This window comes from Microbacterium sp. NPDC055502 (assembly GCF_053643635.1).
In genome coordinates this window covers 959,276-977,979 of the sequence record NZ_JBSHKJ010000001.1, presented here as the reverse complement: position 1 = coordinate 977,979, position 18,704 = coordinate 959,276, and the positions used below count along the sequence as shown (strand labels likewise).

General features: G+C 70.9%; 21 protein-coding genes. 17 read left to right on the top strand and 4 right to left on the bottom strand.

Annotation, left to right across the window (positions count from 1 at the left end; translation table 11 throughout):
• The first annotated feature begins 3 nt into the window (after positions 1 to 3).
• A complete protein-coding gene (locus tag ACWH95_RS04890) occupies positions 4 to 474 on the top strand; it encodes an aromatic ring-opening dioxygenase LigA (protein ID WP_136033914.1) in 471 nt (156 codons plus the stop codon).
• 18 nt (positions 475 to 492) lie between these two features.
• On the opposite strand, the gene ACWH95_RS04885 is transcribed toward ACWH95_RS04890, so the two are convergent.
• The 3 genes from ACWH95_RS04885 to ACWH95_RS04875 all read right to left on the bottom strand — a co-directional run bounded on the left by ACWH95_RS04885 (position 493) and on the right by ACWH95_RS04875 (position 3,432).
• Positions 493 to 1,299, bottom strand: a complete 807-nt coding sequence (locus tag ACWH95_RS04885) for an ABC transporter ATP-binding protein (protein ID WP_454120297.1) — start codon at positions 1,297 to 1,299, stop codon at positions 493 to 495.
• 79 nt (positions 1,300 to 1,378) lie between these two features.
• Positions 1,379 to 2,452: a putative F420-0 ABC transporter permease subunit gene (locus ACWH95_RS04880; protein WP_454120296.1), complete on the bottom strand. Its 1,074-nt coding sequence runs from the start codon at positions 2,450 to 2,452 to the stop codon at positions 1,379 to 1,381.
• Positions 2,449 to 3,432: a putative F420-0 ABC transporter substrate-binding protein gene (locus ACWH95_RS04875; protein WP_454120295.1), complete on the bottom strand. Its 984-nt coding sequence runs from the start codon at positions 3,430 to 3,432 to the stop codon at positions 2,449 to 2,451. The genes ACWH95_RS04880 and ACWH95_RS04875 overlap by 4 nt, the downstream gene beginning before the upstream one ends.
• 228 nt (positions 3,433 to 3,660) lie before the next feature.
• Here ACWH95_RS04875 and ACWH95_RS04870 point away from each other — a divergent pair, with 228 nt between their 5' ends.
• The 8 genes from ACWH95_RS04870 (at position 3,661) to ACWH95_RS04835 (ending at position 10,148) form a co-directional block, all read left to right on the top strand.
• A complete protein-coding gene (locus ACWH95_RS04870) occupies positions 3,661 to 4,626 on the top strand; it encodes an alpha/beta hydrolase (protein ID WP_136035178.1) in 966 nt (321 codons plus the stop codon).
• The gene (locus ACWH95_RS04865) at positions 4,623 to 6,029 is read left to right on the top strand and encodes a dihydroorotase (RefSeq protein WP_136036801.1); all 1,407 of its coding nucleotides are present in this window, start codon (positions 4,623 to 4,625) and stop codon (positions 6,027 to 6,029) included. The genes ACWH95_RS04870 and ACWH95_RS04865 overlap by 4 nt, the downstream gene beginning before the upstream one ends.
• 1 nt (position 6,030) lies before the next feature.
• Positions 6,031 to 7,005, top strand: a complete 975-nt coding sequence (locus tag ACWH95_RS04860; RefSeq protein WP_136035176.1) for an LLM class flavin-dependent oxidoreductase — start codon at positions 6,031 to 6,033, stop codon at positions 7,003 to 7,005.
• Positions 7,006 to 7,045: 40 nt separating this feature from the next.
• A complete protein-coding gene (locus ACWH95_RS04855; RefSeq protein ID WP_136035175.1) occupies positions 7,046 to 7,873 on the top strand; it encodes an ABC transporter ATP-binding protein in 828 nt (275 codons plus the stop codon).
• Complete coding sequence (locus tag ACWH95_RS04850) at positions 7,870 to 8,703, top strand: ABC transporter permease (protein ID WP_454120294.1); 834 nt, start codon at positions 7,870 to 7,872, stop codon at positions 8,701 to 8,703. Before ACWH95_RS04855 ends, ACWH95_RS04850 begins: the two co-directional genes overlap by 4 nt.
• The gene (locus tag ACWH95_RS04845; protein WP_454120293.1) at positions 8,700 to 9,533 is read left to right on the top strand and encodes an ABC transporter permease; all 834 of its coding nucleotides are present in this window, start codon (positions 8,700 to 8,702) and stop codon (positions 9,531 to 9,533) included. The genes ACWH95_RS04850 and ACWH95_RS04845 overlap by 4 nt, the downstream gene beginning before the upstream one ends.
• A gap of 106 nt (positions 9,534 to 9,639) precedes the next feature.
• Positions 9,640 to 9,891: a type II toxin-antitoxin system Phd/YefM family antitoxin gene (locus tag ACWH95_RS04840; RefSeq protein ID WP_136035172.1), complete on the top strand. Its 252-nt coding sequence runs from the start codon at positions 9,640 to 9,642 to the stop codon at positions 9,889 to 9,891.
• Positions 9,888 to 10,148 carry a Txe/YoeB family addiction module toxin gene (locus ACWH95_RS04835; RefSeq protein ID WP_454120292.1) on the top strand — a complete coding sequence of 87 codons (261 nt, stop codon included), beginning with the start codon at positions 9,888 to 9,890 and terminating at the stop codon, positions 10,146 to 10,148. The genes ACWH95_RS04840 and ACWH95_RS04835 overlap by 4 nt, the downstream gene beginning before the upstream one ends.
• Before the next feature lie 65 nt (positions 10,149 to 10,213).
• On the opposite strand, the gene ACWH95_RS04830 is transcribed toward ACWH95_RS04835, so the two are convergent.
• Entirely contained in the window at positions 10,214 to 11,290 is a 1,077-nt protein-coding gene (locus ACWH95_RS04830; RefSeq protein ID WP_454120291.1) for an ABC transporter substrate-binding protein, read from the bottom strand.
• A gap of 189 nt (positions 11,291 to 11,479) precedes the next feature.
• Here ACWH95_RS04830 and ACWH95_RS04825 point away from each other — a divergent pair, with 189 nt between their 5' ends.
• Genes ACWH95_RS04825 through ACWH95_RS04790 form a run of 8 tightly spaced genes read left to right on the top strand, consistent with a single transcriptional unit; the run spans position 11,480 to position 18,693 of the window.
• Positions 11,480 to 12,484 (top strand): alcohol dehydrogenase catalytic domain-containing protein, encoded by a 1,005-nt coding sequence (locus tag ACWH95_RS04825; RefSeq protein WP_454120656.1) that lies wholly within the window; start codon positions 11,480 to 11,482, stop codon positions 12,482 to 12,484.
• 27 nt (positions 12,485 to 12,511) lie between these two features.
• Complete coding sequence (locus tag ACWH95_RS04820) at positions 12,512 to 13,690, top strand: CaiB/BaiF CoA transferase family protein (RefSeq protein WP_454120289.1); 1,179 nt, start codon at positions 12,512 to 12,514, stop codon at positions 13,688 to 13,690.
• On the top strand, positions 13,690 to 14,553 hold the full coding sequence (locus tag ACWH95_RS04815; protein ID WP_136036795.1) for an amidohydrolase family protein: 864 nt from the start codon (positions 13,690 to 13,692) through the stop codon (positions 14,551 to 14,553). Before ACWH95_RS04820 ends, ACWH95_RS04815 begins: the two co-directional genes overlap by 1 nt.
• Before the next feature lie 21 nt (positions 14,554 to 14,574).
• Positions 14,575 to 15,417, top strand: a complete 843-nt coding sequence (locus ACWH95_RS04810; RefSeq protein WP_136044496.1) for a DODA-type extradiol aromatic ring-opening family dioxygenase — start codon at positions 14,575 to 14,577, stop codon at positions 15,415 to 15,417.
• A complete protein-coding gene (locus tag ACWH95_RS04805; RefSeq protein ID WP_136035165.1) occupies positions 15,414 to 15,761 on the top strand; it encodes a hypothetical protein in 348 nt (115 codons plus the stop codon). The genes ACWH95_RS04810 and ACWH95_RS04805 overlap by 4 nt, the downstream gene beginning before the upstream one ends.
• Positions 15,762 to 15,820: 59 nt before the next feature.
• Positions 15,821 to 17,050 (top strand): ROK family transcriptional regulator, encoded by a 1,230-nt coding sequence (locus ACWH95_RS04800; RefSeq protein ID WP_136035164.1) that lies wholly within the window; start codon positions 15,821 to 15,823, stop codon positions 17,048 to 17,050.
• 36 nt (positions 17,051 to 17,086) lie between these two features.
• On the top strand, positions 17,087 to 17,920 hold the full coding sequence (locus tag ACWH95_RS04795) for an ABC transporter permease (RefSeq protein ID WP_136035163.1): 834 nt from the start codon (positions 17,087 to 17,089) through the stop codon (positions 17,918 to 17,920).
• A complete protein-coding gene (locus ACWH95_RS04790; protein WP_136035162.1) occupies positions 17,917 to 18,693 on the top strand; it encodes an ABC transporter ATP-binding protein in 777 nt (258 codons plus the stop codon). The genes ACWH95_RS04795 and ACWH95_RS04790 overlap by 4 nt, the downstream gene beginning before the upstream one ends.
• Positions 18,694 to 18,704: the final 11 nt, after the last annotated feature.

Sequence of the window (18,704 nt, the reverse complement as noted above, 5' to 3'; positions counted from 1 at the left end):
GCCATGAGCGAAGCGACCGAGACCACCGAAGTCCGTCACCCCGACGACGGCAGGAGACGGATCGTGAAGGTCGTCGGCGTGCTGGGCATCGTCGGCGGCATCGTGCTGATCGTCGCCGGCATCGTCGTCTGGATCATGGTGTCGTCGCAGCTGCGGGCGGAGAACATCACGATCCCCGACGACGCGATGGCCTTCCAGGGGCAGACGGTCGCCGGACCGCTCACCGCCTACGTGCAGGCCGACATCATCCAGCACCACGCGCTCGAGGCGTCCGACGGCAAGACCTACGCGGAGCTCGCGATGGACGACCCGGTGCGGGCCACCCTGATGAACGCCTCGTTCCTGCGGGCGTCCCTGTTCACCTCCGTGGTGTCGTTCGGCGTCGCGGCGTTCGCGATGGGCATCGGCGTGCTGTCGATCCTGTTCGGCTGGGCCCTGCGCTCGCTGGCGGTCCTCCGCCCCCGCTCCGCCTGAGCACACGCACGCGCGGGGTCACCGCAGCACGGCGGGCTCGGGGTCGAACACGACCAGCGGGCGGCCGCTGCCCGCGCGGGACAGCACCTGCGCGTCGACCTGCCAGACGCGGGCGATGAGCTCCCGCGTCAGCACGTCGCCCGGGGTTCCCGCGGCCTGAACCCGTCCGTCCGCGATCACCACGATGCGGTCGGCGAAGGCGGCGGCGTGGTTGAGGTCGTGCAGTGCGGCGAGCACGGTCATGCCGTCGTCGGCGAGGTGACGGAGCAGTGCGAGCGCGTCGAGCTGGGCGCGGATGTCGAGGTGATTGGTCGGCTCGTCGCACAGCAGCAGCGACGGGCGCTGGGCGAGCGCCCTGGCGAGGTTCACGCGCTGGCGCTCGCCGCCGGAGAGCGTCGCGGCGTCGCGGTCGGCGACGGCGAGGGCCCCTGCGCGGACGAGGGCGTCGTGCACGGCCGCGGCGTCGCCCTCCTCGCCGTCGAAGGACAGCCATCCGCGGTGGGGCAGCAGCCCGAGCGCCACGATGTCGCGTCCGGTCAGCCCCTCGGCCGCCGACCACTCCTGCTCGACCAGGGCCACGCGTTGCGCACGGGCGCGGCGGCGCAGGTCGGGCAGCGACACCCCGTCGAGCGCGAGAGCCTCCACCTCGCCGCGGAGGGTGCCGGCGATCAGGCGCAGCAGCGTGCTCTTGCCGGAGCCGTTGGGGCCGAGAAGCGCCGTGACCGCACCGCCGGGCGCCGTGAGGGACAGGTCGCCGAGGATAGCCCGGTCGCCGTGGCCGAACCGGAGCCGCCGCGCGTCGAGGCCGTCGGTCGCCGGGCTCACGAGCGTGCCGTCCGTGGGCGCTGACGCGGAGCGGATGCGGGTCCGGCGCCCGGCGCGCTCAGCCCACCAGTCGCCCCGCTCATGCCCTGGCCTTCCGCATGCGCAGCATCAGGGCGGCGAACACGGGCCCGCCGATCAGCGCCGTGACGATGCCGACCGGCAGTTCGCGCGGATCGAACACGGTGCGGGCGATCGTGTCGGCCCAGATGAGGAACACGGCCCCCGCCAGGAACGACACCGGCAGCAGCACCCGGTGCCGTGAGCCGACGACCGCGCGCACCGCGTGGGGCAGGATCAGCCCGACGAAGCCGATCGATCCGCTCACGGCGACCAGGGCCCCGGTGAGCAGTGCCGTGCAGACGAACAGCAGCACGCGCAGCCGGGTGACCGGCAGGCCGAGCGCCTCGGCGGCGGTGTCGCCGAGCACCAGGCTGTCGAGCGGGCGGGCGGCCGCCAGCAGCGGCACGGCGCACACGAGCGCGGCGGTCCCGGCCAGCGCGACCGAGGACCAGTCGGCGCCGCCGAGGGAGCCGAGCAGCCAGCTGAGGATCTCGCGGTAGCTGTCGGTCGTCGCGCTCCAGAAGATCACGAGGCTGGTGAGCGCGCCGAGCACCGCCGACACCGCGAGCCCGGCCAGCACCACGGCGGTCGCGGAGGAAGCGCCGGCGGCCCTGGCCAGCCCCAGTGTGAGCGCGAGGGCGAGCAGCGCGCCCGCGAACGCCGCGAACGGCAGGGCCACGGCGGCGCCGAGCACGATCACGATCACGGCGCCCGTGGACGCTCCCGACGACAAGCCGAGCAGGTACGGGTCGGCGAGGGGGTTGCGGGTGAGGGCCTGCATGACCGCGCCGCACAGCGCGAGGCCGCCTCCCACCGCGGCGGCCGTGAGCACGCGGGGCACCCGTCCCTCCCACACGATCGCGTCGCGGATCGGACTCAGCCCGCTCGCGGCCCCGGTCAGGTGCGACCACGCGCTCGCCAGCAGCTCGGACGGCGTGATGTCGGCGGGACCGATGGCGACCGCCGCCACGACCGACCCCGCGAGCGCGAGCAGCAGCACCGCGGTCGCCGAGGCCGCGCGCCCCCGTCGCCGTGCCGGGCGGGCGACCGCGGCCGGGGCCGCCGTGCGCAGCGGCGCCGCCGCGACGCTCACAGCTCTCCGAGCCGCGCGACGATCGCGGCCACCGCGTCGACGTTGCGGATCCCGGCCTCCGTCGCCGGGAAGTCCACGACCACGTACCGCTCGTTCCGCACGGCGTCGAGCTGGGCGGTCACCGGGTTCGACGCCAGCAGCTCCTGCTTCGACGCGGCGGTGTTCCACGCGGCGTCCACCAGCACGATCACGTCGGGGTCGGCCTCCGCGATCAGCTCCCACGAGGTCGAGGTCCAGGTGTCGTGCACCTCGGCGAACACGTTCTCCAGCCCCGCGGCCGCCATGATCATCTGCGGTGCGCCGATGCCCGCGCCGACGAAGGGCTGGTCGCTGCCCGACGAGTACCAGACGGCGGAGAGCCCGCGGTCGTCGGGGGCGATCGCGTCGAGGGCGGTCCGCTGATCCGCGACGAGGGCCGCCGCGGCCTTCTGCTCGCCGAGCAGCTCGCCCGCCTCGGTGAAACCGTCGAACACGTCGTCGAACGTGAGCGGGTCGGGCATGTAGCCGGGCGCCTTGCACGCCGCCGGGGCGACGTAGGTGGCGATGCCCAGCTGCTGCAGGTCGTCGCGCTCGCCGGCGCCGTCGACCGAGAAGTTCGACTCCCATCCGGCGAACACCAGGTCGGGTTCGAGCTCGAGCACGGCCTCCTTCGACGGCACCTTGTCCGACACGGTGGGGATGCCGTCGGCCTCCGCCGCGAGCGCCTCGGGGAGCGGGCCGTCGGTGAAGGCGGAGCCGATGATGCGGTCGCCCGCGCCGAGGGCCAGGGCGAGTTCGAGGGTGGAGGACTTGACCGTGAGGATGCGCTGCGGCGGTCCGTCGAGGGTCACCTCGGTGCCGCAGTTGTCGAGGGTCGCACGGGGCCGGTCGGCGTCGGCGGCTGCGGGGGAGGCGGGGCCGCTCGCGCAGCCGCTGAGGCCCGCGGCGAGGAGGAGGGCGAGGACGGGGGTGGCGCCGAGCGCGCGGGCGGTGGGGGTCATGGTTCTCCGGAGGACGTGGGCGGGGAGGCGCGGGTGTGTGCGCGGTCGCAGTCCAGGTCGGGACCACCGGCGCCGGCCAATCGGGTCGGCGCGATGCGGTCATGCTAGCTCGGATTCTGGATCCAATCAATACTGGATTCTGGATCCAAAATGGGTCATGATGAAGAAGCCCCACCGCCGCGGCGCACATCGCCCGATCGCGACGCCGCGTTCAGCCGAGAGGAATCCATGCAGACCACACCCGTCTCGTTCTTCAGCGAGGGCTCCCGCATCTCCGCGATCTGGCGGACCCCCGACCATGACGGCCCGTACCGCGCGATCGTGCAGGGGCCCGGCTGGCTCGGCCTCAAGGACGCCAAGCTCTACGTCCGCTACCACGAGGCCCTCGTCGCGGCCGGCTTCGCGGTGCTCGTGATCGACTACCGCGGCTTCGGCGACTCCGACGGCGACCGCGGCTACCTCTCGCCCGCCTGGCAGCTACAGGACCTCGTCAACGCCGTCACCTACCTCACCACGCGCGACGACGTGATCGCCGACGCCATCGGGGTGTTCGGCACCGGCGGCACCGGCGGTGGCAACGCGGTGCTGCTCGCCGACGTCGATCCGCGCGTCAAGGCCGCCGTCAGCCAGGTTCCCGTGGCCGACGGCGAGGACTGGCTGCACCGCATGCGCAGCGAGTACGAGTGGCTCGACTTCCAGAAGTCGCTCGACGACGACCGCCGCCGGCGCGTCACCACGGGGGAGGGCCGCATCGTGCACCCCCGCGAGGAGATCATGATCCCCACGGCCGAGCGTCGCGCCACCACCATCAAGGCCGACGTCGACGACCGCATCCCCTCCGCCGTGCCGCTCGCGTGCGCCGAGGGCATCATCGCCTACCGCCCCATCGACGCCGCGGCCCGCCTGACCACGCCGCTGCTCGTGATCGGCGTCGAGGGCGATGCGACCACGCCGACCGATCACGCCGAGGCGCTGTACGAGGCGGCGCGCGGCCCCAAGCAGCTCATCATGCAGCGGCACACCACGCACTACGCCGCCTACGACACGTACTGGGAGCAGACCACCCCGGTGATCGTCGGCTGGTTCGACACGCACGTGCGCCCCGCGCATCTCATCCACCGGACCACGCCGTCGCCCGCGATCGGCGAGTCCATCCAGACAGAATCCGTTCAGGAACAGGAGGTCGCGCGATGAGCGTCGATCTGAAGATCACCGGCGGCACCGTCGTCACCCCCGCAGGACCGGTCGTCGCCGACCTGCTCGTCGCCGACGGCCGGGTCGCCGGCATCGTCGCGGCCGACACCGACATCGACGCCGCGCGCACGATCGACGCCACCGGCAAGCTCGTGCTGCCCGGCATGGTCGACGTGCACGTGCACACCCGCGAGCCCGGCTACGAGCACAAGGACGACATCTACACGACCAGCCTCCAGGCCGCGGCCGGCGGTGTCACGACGATGTTCGGCATGCCCAACCTCAAGCCGCCCACGACCGACGTCGCCACCCTCACCGACGTGTTCCGGCGCTACGAGGAGTCGTCGATCGTCGACTGGAACCACAACCCCGCCCCGACGAAGTTCGACGAGATCGCGGGCATGAGCGACCTCGGCATCCGCGCCTACAAGATCTACATGGTCGTCGACACGGGCCGCGACTACCCGCACCCCTCCGGAACCGGCATCCACGACCACGGGCACCTGCTCGAGATCATGGACCACATCGCCCAGACCGGGAAGCGCTTCATCGTGCACCCGCACGACCAGGCGCTCATGGACTACATCGAGGGCGCCTACCTCGCCCGCGGCGAGAACACCCCGCAGGGCTACGCCTCCGCCTACGCCGCGCGCGAGGGCGTGATCTGGGACACCGCGATCGACGTGGTGCTGCGGCTCGCCGAGGCCTCCGGCTGCCCCGTGCACATCGCGCACATCCAGACCCGGCGCTCGATCGAGGCCGTGCGCCGCGCCAAGCAGAACGGCATCGACGTCACATGCGAGGTCAACCACTGGGCGCCGTTCCTGTCCACGTGGGACGACGTGGAGACCCTCGGTCCCTACGCCCTGAGCTACTGGGTGCCCGACGACAACCGCACCGCCGTGTGGGAGGGCATGCGGGACGGCACGATCGACATCGCCGCCAGCGACCACGCCCCGCACACCCGCGAGGAGAAGGAGGTCGGCTGGACCAAGATGTGGAGCTCGCACACGGGCACCCCGGGCATCCAGTACTACTACGAGCTCATGCTCGACGCCGTGAACAAGGGCGAGCTCGACCTGCAGCGTGCGATCGACATGGTCGCCCACATCCCCGCCGCGAAGTTCGGCCTGGAGGGCGTCAAGGGCTCCCTCACGATCGGCGCCGACGCCGACATCGTGATCGCCGACCTGGCCGACGAGTGGACCATCACGAACGACGACGTGCTGTCGAAGATCGGCTGGACCCCGTACGACGGGCGCACCATCAGCGCCCGCATCCAGCGCACGCTGGTGCGCGGAGAAGACGTGTACGTCGACCGCGAGGTCGTCGGCGACCCCGCCTTCGGAAAGCTCGCCGCCTCGGCGGAAGACAGGGCGGCACTGGCCGCAGAGAGGAACTGACATGAAATTCGGACTGCTGCTGCCGCACTTCGGCGAGGAGGCGAGCAAGGAGAAGCTCCTGGAGGGGTCGAAGCTCGCCGAGAGCTTCGGATTCGACTCCGTGTGGGTGCGCGACCACCTCGTGTTCGAGCCGCACGGCGAGATGGAGAAGCCCAACCGCACGTTCTACGACGCGCTCACCACGCTCACCGCCATCGGCGCGGTGACCGAGAAGATCGAGCTCGGCACCGGGTCGCTCATCCCGTTCCGGCACCCGCTCGTGACGGCGCTGATGGCCGGCACCATGACCCAGCTGCTCGGCCCGCGCCTGATCCTCGGCTTCGGCGCCGGCACGTTCGACCACGAGTTCGAGGCGATCGGCTGGGGCGACCTGGACCGTGTGGAGATGGTGCGCTCGAACGCCGAGATCCTGCGCCGCGTGTTCACCGAGAACGACGTCACCTACGACGACGGCATCTTCTCGTTCGAGAACGTCACCATCGAGCCCAAGCCCGTCGGCGGTCGCATCCCGTTCTGGTACTGCGGCGCGACCCCGCGGTCGGCCCGCCTCGCGGCGGAGTTCGCCGACGGCTGGATGCCCGGCCGCACGGGTCTGGCCACGATGGAGAAGCGCATCCAGACCATGCGCGAGATGACCGACGAGAACGGCCGGCCGATGCCGACCATCGCTGTGATCCCGCCCACCTCCATCGAGGACACCCGCGAGGAGGCGCTCAAGCACGTGAACATCCCCGGCCTGCTGGCGTGGGCGAACAAGGCGAAGTTCGCGGTGAAGCCGCCGTCCGGCAGCTTCGAGACCGTGGAAGACCTGGAGGGTCAGCTCATCGTCGGCAGCCCCGACGAGGCGGTCGATCAGATCCGCCGGTTCGAGGAGATCGGCACCGAGCACCTGGTGTTCGACTTCCGCTTCAAGTTCGATCGGTTCTTCGAGCAGATCGAGCTCCTCGGCACCGAGGTGCTTCCTAAGCTGCGATAAGCCGCGCACCCGAGCGCGGCGACAAGACGAGAGGTCGACGATGACTGACGTGAAAGACACCGCACCCTCCGCCACGGACCCGTTGATCTCGGTCACCGGACTCTCCGTGAGCTACGACGTGGCGCGCACGGGGAAGAAGCTGATCGCGATCGAGAACGTCGACCTCGACGTGTTCGAGGGCGAGTTCATCACGGTGCTCGGCCCGTCGGGGTGCGGCAAGACGACGTTCATGAACGTCATCGCCGGCCTCGTCGCGCCGAGCACCGGGTCCGTCCTGGTGGATGGCACGGAGGTCGACGGCCCGGGACCCGACCGGGCCGTCGTGTTCCAGGACTACGCGCTGCTGCCCTGGCGCACGGTGTTCGACAACGTGAAGTTCGGGCTCGAGATGCAGAAGGGCCTGCGCACGGCCGACTGGCGCGAGCGCGTGCAGGAGGCCATCGACATGGTGGGCCTCAAGGGCTTCGAGTCGTCGTACCCGCGGGAGCTGTCCGGCGGCATGCAGCAGCGGGTGGGTCTCGCCCGGGCGTTCGTCGCCGAGCCGCGCATCCTGCTGATGGATGAGCCGCTGGGCGCCGTCGACGCCCTCACCCGCGAGGTGATGCGCGACGAGATCGAGAAGCTGATCGAGAAGACCGGCAAGACCGTCCTGTTCATCACGCACTCGATCGAGGAGGCGATCCTCCTGGGCGACCGCATCGTGGTGTTCAAGAGTCACCCCGGCGCGATCAAGGAGATCATCACCACGGGGATCGAGCGGCCGCGCTCCGAGCGGTCGGTGCAGCACGATCCCCGCTTCCTCGAACTCCGCGACCACCTCTGGGAGGCGCTGGAGGGCGAGGCCACGGCGGCAGCGGTGTCGAAATGAGCGCGCTGCTCGCCACGGGACCGAACCTCGGACGCGGCGGGGTCGCCGCCTGGCTCGCGGGGCTGAGCACGCGCGGCAAGGCCGCGGTCATCGCGGTCGAGGTCGTCGTGCTCCTGCTGCTGTGGCAGCTCGTGGTCGGAGTCCTGGGCTGGATCAACCCGGTCTTCCTGCCGCCCCCGCTGTCGATCGCGCAGGGTTTCGGGGAGATCATCGCGAACGGGTCGCTCGCCGCGAACGCCGGGATCTCGGCGCAGGCGTGGCTGACCGGCTTCGCGCTCGCCGTGGTCGTGGGCATCCCGGTCGGCCTGCTGATGGGCTCGTCCCTCCCGGTCGACCGCGTGGTCGGTCCGATCGCCTGGACCATCTACGCCACCCCGTCGATCGCATACCAGCCGCTCGCGAAGGCCTGGTTCGGCTTCGGCATCGGACCGGTCATCTTCCTCGTCACGATCAGCGCGATCTTCCCGATCCTGCTGAACGTCGCCGCCGGCATGCGCACCACGAACCCGTCGATCATCCGCGCCGCCCGCGTGTACGGCGCGGGCCGCCTGCGGCTGTACCGCTCGGTGTACCTGCCGTCGACGATCCCGTTCCTGTTCGCCGGTCTCCGCCAGGCGGTCGTGCTCGCCACGATCGGCATGGTCGTGGCCGAGCTCGCCGGGTCGTCGAGCGGCATGGGCGCGCTCATCATCCGCGCCTCCAACACGTATCAGACGGATCAGGCGTTCGCGGCGATCGCGCTCGTCGTGGTGTGGAGCGTGGGCATGACCCAGGTGGTCACCGCGATCGAGCGCGGGGTCGCGCCGTGGACGAGGAAGGGCAAGCGATGAGCGTCATGTCGGCCACCGGCACCGTGCGGATCGTGCGTCCCCGGCGCGTGGTGCGCGCTGGCGAGGGCAGGTGGACGCTGCTGCTGATCGCGGTCGTGGCCGCCGTGCTGCTCGTGTGGGAGGCGGCGGTCACCTGGTTCCAGTGGGTGCCCGAGGCGTTCCTGCCCGCGCCCAGCGCGATCGCCGTGGCCTTCGGGCGGCTCATGGTCGACCCGGAGTTCTGGGGCGCCTTCGGCTTCAGCGTCACGAACCTGCTCATCGGCCTGGCCATCGCGATCGTCGTGGGTGTGGTCGTGGGGCTCGCGGTCGGCTGGTCCCCGGTGCTGCGCTTCATGGTGGCCCCGTTCCTGTGGGTGCTCTACTCCACGCCCAAGGTCGCGCTCGCTCCGCTGTTCATCCTGGGCCTCGGGCTCGGCAGCGAGTCGAAGATCGCCCTCGTGATCCTGCTCGCGGTGTTCCCGATCCTGCTGAACACGATGGAGGGCGCGGTCACCGTGAACCCGTCGCTCGTGAACGCGGCGCGCGTATACGGCGCGAAGGGCATCGGGCTGGGGTGGAAGGTCGTCTTCCCGGCGACGCTGCCCTACAGCCTGTCCGGCATCCAGCGCGGTGCAGCCCTCGGCTTCACGGGCGAGGTGCTCGGCGAGTTCCTCGGCGGGACCGGGGGCCTCGGTCACCTGCTGGAGTTCGCGGCGTATCAGTTCCGCATGGACGAGGCGATCGCGATGGTCGTGGTGATGGTGATCATCGCGAACCTGACGCTGTTCCTCATCTCGGTGCTGCGCCGCAGGCTGGCGCCCTGGTACGACGAGCGGAAGATCGTCGGCTGACGCCGCCCCCGACTCCCGGCCCCCGTCTCATGCGCGACGGGGGTCGGGTCCGCCTTCTCGCTTCGCCGAGTGGTACGCTTTTCTGTACCACTCAGGAGGTGACGAGATGACGGCGATCTCCGCGACCGAGGCGCGGAAGAGTCTCTTCGGTCTCATCCAGCAGGTGAACGACGACCATGCTCCGGTCGAGGTCGTGTCCCGCCGCGGCAACGCCGTGCTCATGTCGAAGGACGACTACGACGCGCTCACGGAGACAGCCTACCTGCTGCGCAACCCCGTCGGCGCGGAGCGGCTCCTCTCGGCACTCGAGCGCGCCCGCCGAGGTGAGTCCGAGCAGCACGACCTGATCGACGAGTGAGCAGGCGGCTCGCCTTCGACCCGCACGGGTGGGAGGACTACACCGACTGGCAGGGCCAGGACCGGAAGACGCTGCGACGGATCAATCAGTTGATCGCCGATGTCCTCCGTGACCCGTTCGAGGGCATCGGCAAGCCGGAGCCCCTGAAGCACGTGCTCTCCGGCGCCTGGTCCCGCCGCATCGACCAGACCCACCGCCTCGTGTACTACGTGAGCGACGAGCAGATCGTGATCCTCCAGGCCCGCGATCGCTACTGACCCGCGGACGCGACGAGGCCCCACCGCCATGCGCAACGGTGGGGCCTCGTCCGGGGTCGTGCGGCTCAGGGGTAGGGGAGCGTCGCCGGTCCCTCGTTGTCGAGCCCGAGCAGCTCCTGCGCCTTGAACAGGTGCGCGAGCTGCGCGTCGTCGAACTCCAGCGGCTCGAGCTTCTGCGTCTCGATCGTGGTGTCCCAGGCGTCCGCGTCGAAGTACAGGTTCGGGCAGGCGAGGTGGCCGTCGAGGATCCAGACGCTGTCGGAGTCGCGGAGCTGCTGAACGTCGAAGTCGTTGGCCTCGTAGATGTCCAGCGCCTCCTCCGCGTTCTCCGGGAACTCGCCCGGTGCGGGGGCCGTCATGAAGTCGGTGGCCTTGAGTGTGGCGCGCAGGAACCGCACGAGCGAGTTCGGGTTCTCCTTCACCCAGGCCGTGCCGGCGATCTGCACGTCGTTGGCCCAGTTGCGCAGCGACTCCACGACGATGTTCGCGCCGTGCTCTTCCAGTGCCGCACGGTCGTCGGCGTAGAAGGGCTGCAGCGAGATGCGGTCGTTCACGAAGAACTCGGTCCACGATTCGGAGCCGGGTCCGGGGTAGACGACCTCCGCGTTGATGCTCTCGAGGTCCCAGCCCTCTTCCGCGAGCACCTGTGCCCGCTGGAACTCGGCCGGGTCGCCGGGGGTTCCGGCGAGGACGATCGAGGTGCCGTCGAGGTCTTCGACGCTCTCCACGTCGGACTGGGCCGCGAAGTCGAAGTTCTGGCGGCAGTAGTGGCCAGACACCAGGTCGATCTCCACGCCGCCGCGGATGGCGTCGATCACGGTGCCGGTGGACTCCACGCCGATGTCGGCGCTGCCGCTCGCGACCGCGGCGGTGACGTTGTCGGCGGTGATGACCTCGACGGTGAGGCCCTCCTCCTCGTAGTAGCCGAGGTCGGTGCCGAGGACGAACATCGAGTACATCGTGACGTCGGGGAAGGGGATGGCCACCGTGATGCTGGTGTCTTCGGCGGCGCCGGGTTCCCCGTCGCCGAGGTCGACCGGGCCGTCGGGTGCGGGTGTCGGCGAGGTGCAGCCGGCGAGCAGCGTCAGTGCTGCTGCGCCTCCGGCCACGGCGAGGCCGAGCCTGGTTCTTGTCGTGCGCATGACTCTCCATTCGGGCAGTGCGTGCGCCCCTTCGTGAGGGGGGCGTCTCACGCGGATTTTGGGATACGGTATCCAATTTGGTACCGGCTGTCCATGCTTCGGCCGATATCGTGCTGACAACGGGGTCTGGACGACCACGATGAAAATTGGATACAGTATCCGAAACAGTCCCACGATGAAGAGGTGACCATGCGTGCCGCCGTGCTGAGCAGCCACGACCTGGACGGCCTGACCGTCACGGAGTCGGCGGTGCCGTCGGCCGCTCCGGGCGAAGTGCTGATCCGCGTCGAGACCGTGGGCATCAACCAGCTCGACCTCAACGTCATCGCCGGCGTCGGCCCCGGAGCGCACGCCCGGCTCCCGCGCATCCTCGGCATCGACCCGGCGGGGGAGATCGTCGCCGTCGGCTCCGGCGTCGACCCCGAGCGCCTCGGCCAGGCCGTGGTCGTCAAGCCCAACATCGCCTGCGGCACGTGCCCCCGCTGCCACGCCGGAGACGAGGCCGACTGCCCATCGCAGACCGTCGTCGGCGTGCACCGCGACGGCGGCGCCGCCGAGTTCGTCGCGGTGCCCGCGCGCAACGCGATCGACCGCCACGGCCTGACCGCTGCCGACGCCACGGCTGTGGTGCACAGCGCCCCCATCGTGCTCAACGCCCTGCGGATCGCCGCGTTCGCCGCCGACGAGCGGATCCTCGTCACCGGTGCGGGCGGAACGCTCGGTCGCGCAGCCGTCGCGATCGCGCTCGCCCGGGGAGCCCGCGTGGTGGCGGCCTCCCGCCGGCCCCTGACGCCGGTCGGCGACGAGCGGCTCCTGCACGCGCCCGATCCCGCCGCCCTCGCGGACGCCCTCGCCGCGGAGGACGGCTTCGACGTGGTGCTCGACGTCTCCGGCCACGGCCCCACGCTGAGCGCCGGGGTCGCTGCGCTCGGCTGGGGTGGACGGGCCGTGTTCTGCTCGGCCTCGGTCGACCCCGACCTGCGGATCGATGCGCGCGACTTCTACCTGCGCCGCAAGCGCCTCGCGGGTGCCGCGAGCGCCCGGTACGACGACGTGGCGGAGGCCCTCGCCCTCGCCGCCGCCGGAGTGCTGCCGCCGCTCGCGGGCGCCCGGTACGCGCTCGACGACATCGCCACGGCCTACCGCGACTTCCCCCGCGCCGGCGACGGGAAGGTGATCGTGGATGTGCGCTGACCACGGGTATCGAAGAGGAGACCAGACGTGACGAGTACTGCACTGCCGGGCGCCGGGGCGCTCGCCGGGATCCGGGTGGTCGAGCTGGGCCAGTACATCTCCGGCCCTTTCGCGGCGAAGCTCCTGGCCGACCTCGGTGCCGAGGTGATCAAGGTCGAGTCGCCGGAGGGCGACCCGATGCGGCGGTGGGAGGGTCGAGCGACCATGAGCCCGCAGTTCGCCGCGTACAACCGGGGCAAGCGCGGGGTGGTGCTCGACCTGAAGAGTCCGCAGGGGCTGGCGGCGCTGTTCGCCCTGGTCGCCGACGCCGACATCGTGCTCGACAACTTCCGACCGGGCGTCGCCGAGCGGCTCGGCTTCGGTCCGGAGGCCCTGCACGCGCACAACCCGCGCGTCATCACCTGTTCCATCACCGGCTTCGGCCCCACGGGACCCTCGGCGAAGCGTCCCGCGTACGACACCGTGATCTCCGCGACCGGCGGTATGTACAGCCAGGTCGTCCCGGCCGACACGATCCGACCGCTCGGCCCGGCGTTCTCCGATCTGCTGTCGGGGATGTCGGCCGTGCAGGCGGTGCTCGCGGCCCTCCACGCCCGCGACGTGAGCGGGGAGGGCGAGCACGTCGAGGTGTCGATGGTGGGTGCGCTGCTCGACTTCCTCACCGAGTCCGCCTCCGCGTTCCTGGAGACCGGGCAGGTGTCGTCGCCGGACTCGCGTCCGCGTCGCGCCCAGGCGTACGCGTGCCGCGGCTCCGACGGCAAGGCGTTCGTGATCCACATGTCGGTGCCGGAGAAGTTCTGGACCGGGCTGCTCGACGTGCTGGAGCGGCCCGACCTCGCCGACGACCCCCGGTTCGCGACCAGGGAGGGGCGCGTGCGGAACTACGACGAGCTCGACGCGGTGCTCAAGGAGATCGCCGCCACCCGTCCGCGCGCCGAGTGGCTGGAGCGCCTGGCCGCGCACGACATCCCGCACGGCCCGCTCAACACGATGGGCGACCTGTTCGACGACCCGCAGATCGCGAGCATGGGCCTGGTCGAGGAGATCGCGGGACCGGGCGGCGCGGTGCGCGTGCCGGTGCCGAGCACCCGGTTCCACCGCAGCGGCCGGCCCGAGCTGGTCTATGCGCCCGCGCTCGGGGCCGACACCGAGGAGCTGACCGGCCTGCGCATCGCGACCGGAACCCTGAACGAAGGAGCGGCCTGATGCCCGGCATCGACGACCTGGTGGCGATCGACGTGCACACCCACCCGCAGACCGAGGAGTTCATCGCGGCGATGGGCACGCGGCACACGCAGATGGCCGCGCACTTCGGACGGGAGCGGCCGGTCGTGTCGTTCGCCGAGCAGGCCGACCAGTACCGCGACCGCAGGATGATGGCCGTGATCGTCAACTCCGACTCGGAGACGACCAGCGGGATCAAGGGCGCCCCCAACGACCTGCTGGGCCGGGCGCAGCGAGACCACCCCGACGTGTTCCTGGCCTTCGCGGGCATCGACCCGTGGAAGGGCGAGGCGGCGATCGCCGAGATCCGCCGCATGCACGACGAGTACGGCATCAAGGGCGTGGGCGAGCTGAACCCGTCGCGGCAGAGGTTCCTGGCGAACGACCGTCGGTTCTGGCCGATCTGGGAGACCTGCGCCGAGCTCGGGCTGGTGGTCATGTTCCACTCCGGGTTCCCCGGTGCGGGCGCCGGCACCCCGGGCGGCGGAGGGTACCGGCTGGAGAACGCCCGCCCCGTGCCCTACATCGACGACGTCGCGGCCGAGTTCCCCGAGCTGAACATCATCAGCGCGCACCCGGCGTGGCCGTGGCACCTGGAGAACCTGGCGATGGTGTGGCACAAGTCGAACGTGTACCTCGACCTCTCCGGCTGGGCTCCGAAGTACCTGCCGCCCGAGGTGGTGCGCTACGCGGACTCGCTCATCTCCGACCGGGTGCTGTTCGGCTCGGACTGGCCCGTGATGACCGCGGACCGGTGGATGGCGGAGTTCGACGAGCTCGGCTTCAAGGAGGAGTCGCGCCGCAAGATCCTGATCGACAACGCGCGGAAGCTGTTCCGGCTGTGACCGCGGAGAAGGGAGCCGACCGTGGCTGAACTGGTGCTGGCGGCGGCGACCCCGCACAACCCGCTGCTGTGGCGCGCGATGCGGGAGCCGTATCCGCCCGACCTGGTCGCGGTGGAGGCGAACTTCCGGCGCATCCGTGAGGCGATCGCCGAGGCCGAGGTCGACGTGCTGATCGTGCTCGGCACCGACCACGTGCGGCAGTTCTTCGCCGACAACTCGCCCGCGTTCATCGTCGGCAAAGCCGCGTCGTACCACGGCACGTACGAGAATGAGGTGCGCACGTTCGGCATGGAATACGCCGAGCTCACCGGGCATCCCGAGCTCGCGGCGCAGATCGCCGGACGCGAGGTGCTGCCCGAGGCGATCGACTTCTCGGTGTCGCACGAGTGGCGGCTCGACCACAGCTTCGTCCTCCCGCTGCAGTACGTGCGGCCCGAGCTCGACCTGCCGATCGTGCCCATCCACGCGAATGCCATCCTGCCGCCGCTGCCCTCGGCCGCGCGGTTCGCCGCGCTCGGACATCACCTGCGCGCCGCGGTCGAGTCGTGGGACGGCGGGGCCAGGGTGGCGCTGCTCACCTCGGGCCACATGGCCACCGACGTCGGAGGGCCGCGCACGTTCAACGGCTCGCCCGACCCCGCGTTCGACGCCGAGGCGGTCGGGTGGATGCGCGACGGCGACCTCGACGCCGCGATCGCCGGCTGCCGGTTCGACCGCATCATGGCGGCGGGCAACGTCACCTACCAGTACGTGAACATCGTCACGGCGCTCGCCGCGATGCAGGGCCGCCCGGCCGAGCTGGCGGAGGCCACCACGTCGCGTTTCGCCTCGAGCCCGTTCTTCCTGTGGAGGTCTGCATCGTGAGCAGGTACATGATCGGCAAGTTCATGCGGGCGGTCGAGATGAGCACGGCCAACGTGAACGCGTACGTCGCCGACACCGAGGGCTTCGTCGACCGGTGGCTGGCGGGCGGCGCCGGGCCGGATGCGGTCGCCGACGACCGGGAGCTGACGCCGCAGGAGCGGGCGGCCTTCATCGCGCGCGACTACGGGGCGCTGTACGGGCTCGGGGCGCATCCGTACCTGCTGTGGCACTTCACGGAGGCGGTGTACGAGCACGAGTACACGGAGGGCTTCGGCTGGCGCGAGCTCGTGGAGCGCTACCGGGCGGCGATCATCCCGCACGGCGAGGTCGACGACATCCTCTGAGGCGGGCGGAGAAGATCCGCTCTTGACAGGATTTCCGCACGTGCTGTTTATTTAGCTACGTGCAAAAAAAACTATCCGAGGTCCGGCTCGACGCCGCGGCGATCCGCGCGCACCACCGTCGCGTGCTGCTGCAGCTGCTGCGCTCGCACGGCCCGCTGTCGCGTCGCGATCTGTCCCGCGCCTCGGGCCTGAGCGCCGCCGCCGTGATGAACGTGGTCGTGGAACTGGTCGACGCAGGCCTCGTGGCGGAGGAGATCCCCGCCACCCGGGAGGCCAGGGTCGGCCGCCCGAGCACCGACGTCGCCCTCACCGGCACCCACCACGTGCTCGCACTGCAGATCGGCGCCGGGTTCCTCCAGGCAGGAGTGGTCGAGCTCACCTCGCGCGTCGTGGCGTCCGAGCAGATCCGCTTCCCGGTCCCCACCGCGCCCGAGGCCGTGCTCGACCTCGCGGACGAGCTGCTACAGCGGGTGATGGACACGGCGGGCATCTCGCTGGAGCAGGTGCTCGGCCTCGGCGTCGGCGTGGCCGGCATCGTCGACGCGAGCCGCCGCGTGAACATCTCCGCCCCCACGCTCGGCTGGACCGACGTGCCGATCGCCGAGCACTTCGAACGCACCCTCGGGCTCGACGTCGTGCTCGACCACAACGTGCGCGCCATGGCCGCCGGCGAGTCCCGCTACGGCACCGGCCAGGGGCTCGAGAGCCTCGCCTTCGTCTACGTGCGCACCGGTGTCGGCGCCGGCCTGATCCTGGGCGGCGCCGAGTACCGCGGCGGCACGCACGGCGCGGTCGAGATCGGTCACCTGCGCGTCGAGCAGGACGGCCCCACCTGCACCTGCGGCGGCCGCGGCTGCCTGGAGACCGTGGTCAGCGATGGTGTGCTCCGGCGGCGCATGATCGACGCCGGGCTGCTCGACGACGACCGCGCCCCCGACGACCGCACCTGGACGGAGGACTTCGTCGCCGCCGTCGAGGCCGCCGACCCGCGGGCACTGGAGGTGCGCGACGACCTCGTCCGGCACCTCAGCACCGCGCTGCTGAGCATGGTCAACCTCCTCAACCCGCAGCAGATCGTGCTGGGCGGACTGCTGTTCGACCTGGCCCCGGTCGTGATCGAACCCGTCAGGGCGGCCCTCGCGGAGCAGGTCATGCCCGTGCTGCGCGACGGCATCCGCGTCGAGCCGCCGCGCTTCGGTGCCGACGCGGGCATGATCGGCGCCGCCACCATCGCCCTGGACACCTTCGTGTTCGGGCCTCCCCTCCTTCCGACCGCCCCGGTCGGCTGACACCAACGGGCTCCCACGCAACGAAGGGAAAGAGCCATGATCGACGCCACACCCGAGACGGCGACCACGACGCTCTCGGTGCCGCGCGCCACGAGAGCGCGCCGCACGACCGTCCGCACCGAGAAACCGCTGACGCTGCTCTACCTCTCCACCCTGGTGCTCGGCATCGCGGTGTGGTGGATCATCGCGGTCGTCAGCGACAACCCGCTCGCCCCCACGCCGATCGCCGTGGTGCAGAGCTTCTGGGAGGGACTGCTCGACGGCAGCCTGCTGCTGAACACCGTGGCGAGCGTGCAGCGCGTCGTCATCGGCTTCCTCCTCGGCGTGATCGTCGCCGTCCCCGCCGGCTTCATCATGGGCTGGTATCGCTGGGGCCGCGGGCTGCTCGAGCCGTGGGTGCAGTTCTTCCGCACCGTGCCGCCGCTCGCGCTCATCCCGCTCGTGATCGTGTTCCTCGGCATCGGGGAGCCGGCGAAGATCTTCGTCATCTTCCTCGCGTCGTTCCTCTCGTGCGTGCTCGCCACCTTCCAGGGCGTGCGCAACGTCGACACCACCCTCGTCAACGCGGCTCGCGTGCTCGGCGCGAGCGACGGCACGATCTTCCTCCGCGTGGTCGTCCCGGCCTCGCTGCCGTTCATCTTCGTCGGCACCCGCGTCGCCCTCGGCGCGGCCTGGGCCACGGTCGTCGCCTCGGAGCTCATCGCGGCGGCCTTCGGTCTCGGCCGCATGATGCAGGCCGCCTCGCAGTTCCTCGACACCCCGCGCATCGTCGTGGGCATCATCCTCATCGGCGCGCTCGGGTTCGCGATGGACCGTGCCCTGCTCTTCGCCGAGAACAAGCTCACCGCCTGGCAGGAGGTCCGGAAATGACCGCGATGATCTCGATCCGCGGGGTCTCGAAGCACTACGAGACCAGCCGCGGCACGGTCCGCAGCCTCGACGACGTCGACCTCGACGTGGCAGACGGGGAGTTCATCACCCTCGTCGGGCCGAGCGGCTGTGGCAAGAGCACCCTGCTGAACCTGATGGCGGGGCTCCTCGACCCCACCGAGGGGGAGGTGCTCGTGGGCGGCCGACCGGTCACGGGGCCCGGGCCCGACCGGGGCGTGATCTTCCAGCAGTATGCGCTCTTCCCGTGGCTCACGGCCCGGCAGAACGTCGAGTTCGGCCTGCGGATCCGCGGCATGAAGAAGGCCGAGCGCGAGCAGGTGGCCCAGCACTACCTCGACCTCGTGGGCCTGGGCGACTTCGCCGGCGCGCTGCCGAAGGAGCTCTCGGGCGGCATGAAGCAGCGCTGCGCGATCGCCCGCGCCTATGCCGCGCAGCCGTCGATCCTGCTGATGGACGAGCCGTTCGGCGCGCTCGACGCGCTGACCCGGGTGAGCATGCAGGAGAACCTGCTCGAGACGTGGCAGCAGGAGCGGCGCACCGCCGTGTTCATCACCCACGACGTGGACGAGGCCGTGTTCCTCGCCAACCGCGTGATCGTGATGAGCCCGCGGCCCGGACGGATCACCGAGGTGATCGACGTGCCGCTCGCCTACCCGCGCACCGAGGAGATGCGCTTGTCTCCCGAGTTCGCCGCCCTCCGCGCCCGCGTCTGGCGCGGCGTGCACCACCAGCCGGAACCCACCACCGCCTGACCCGGCGGATC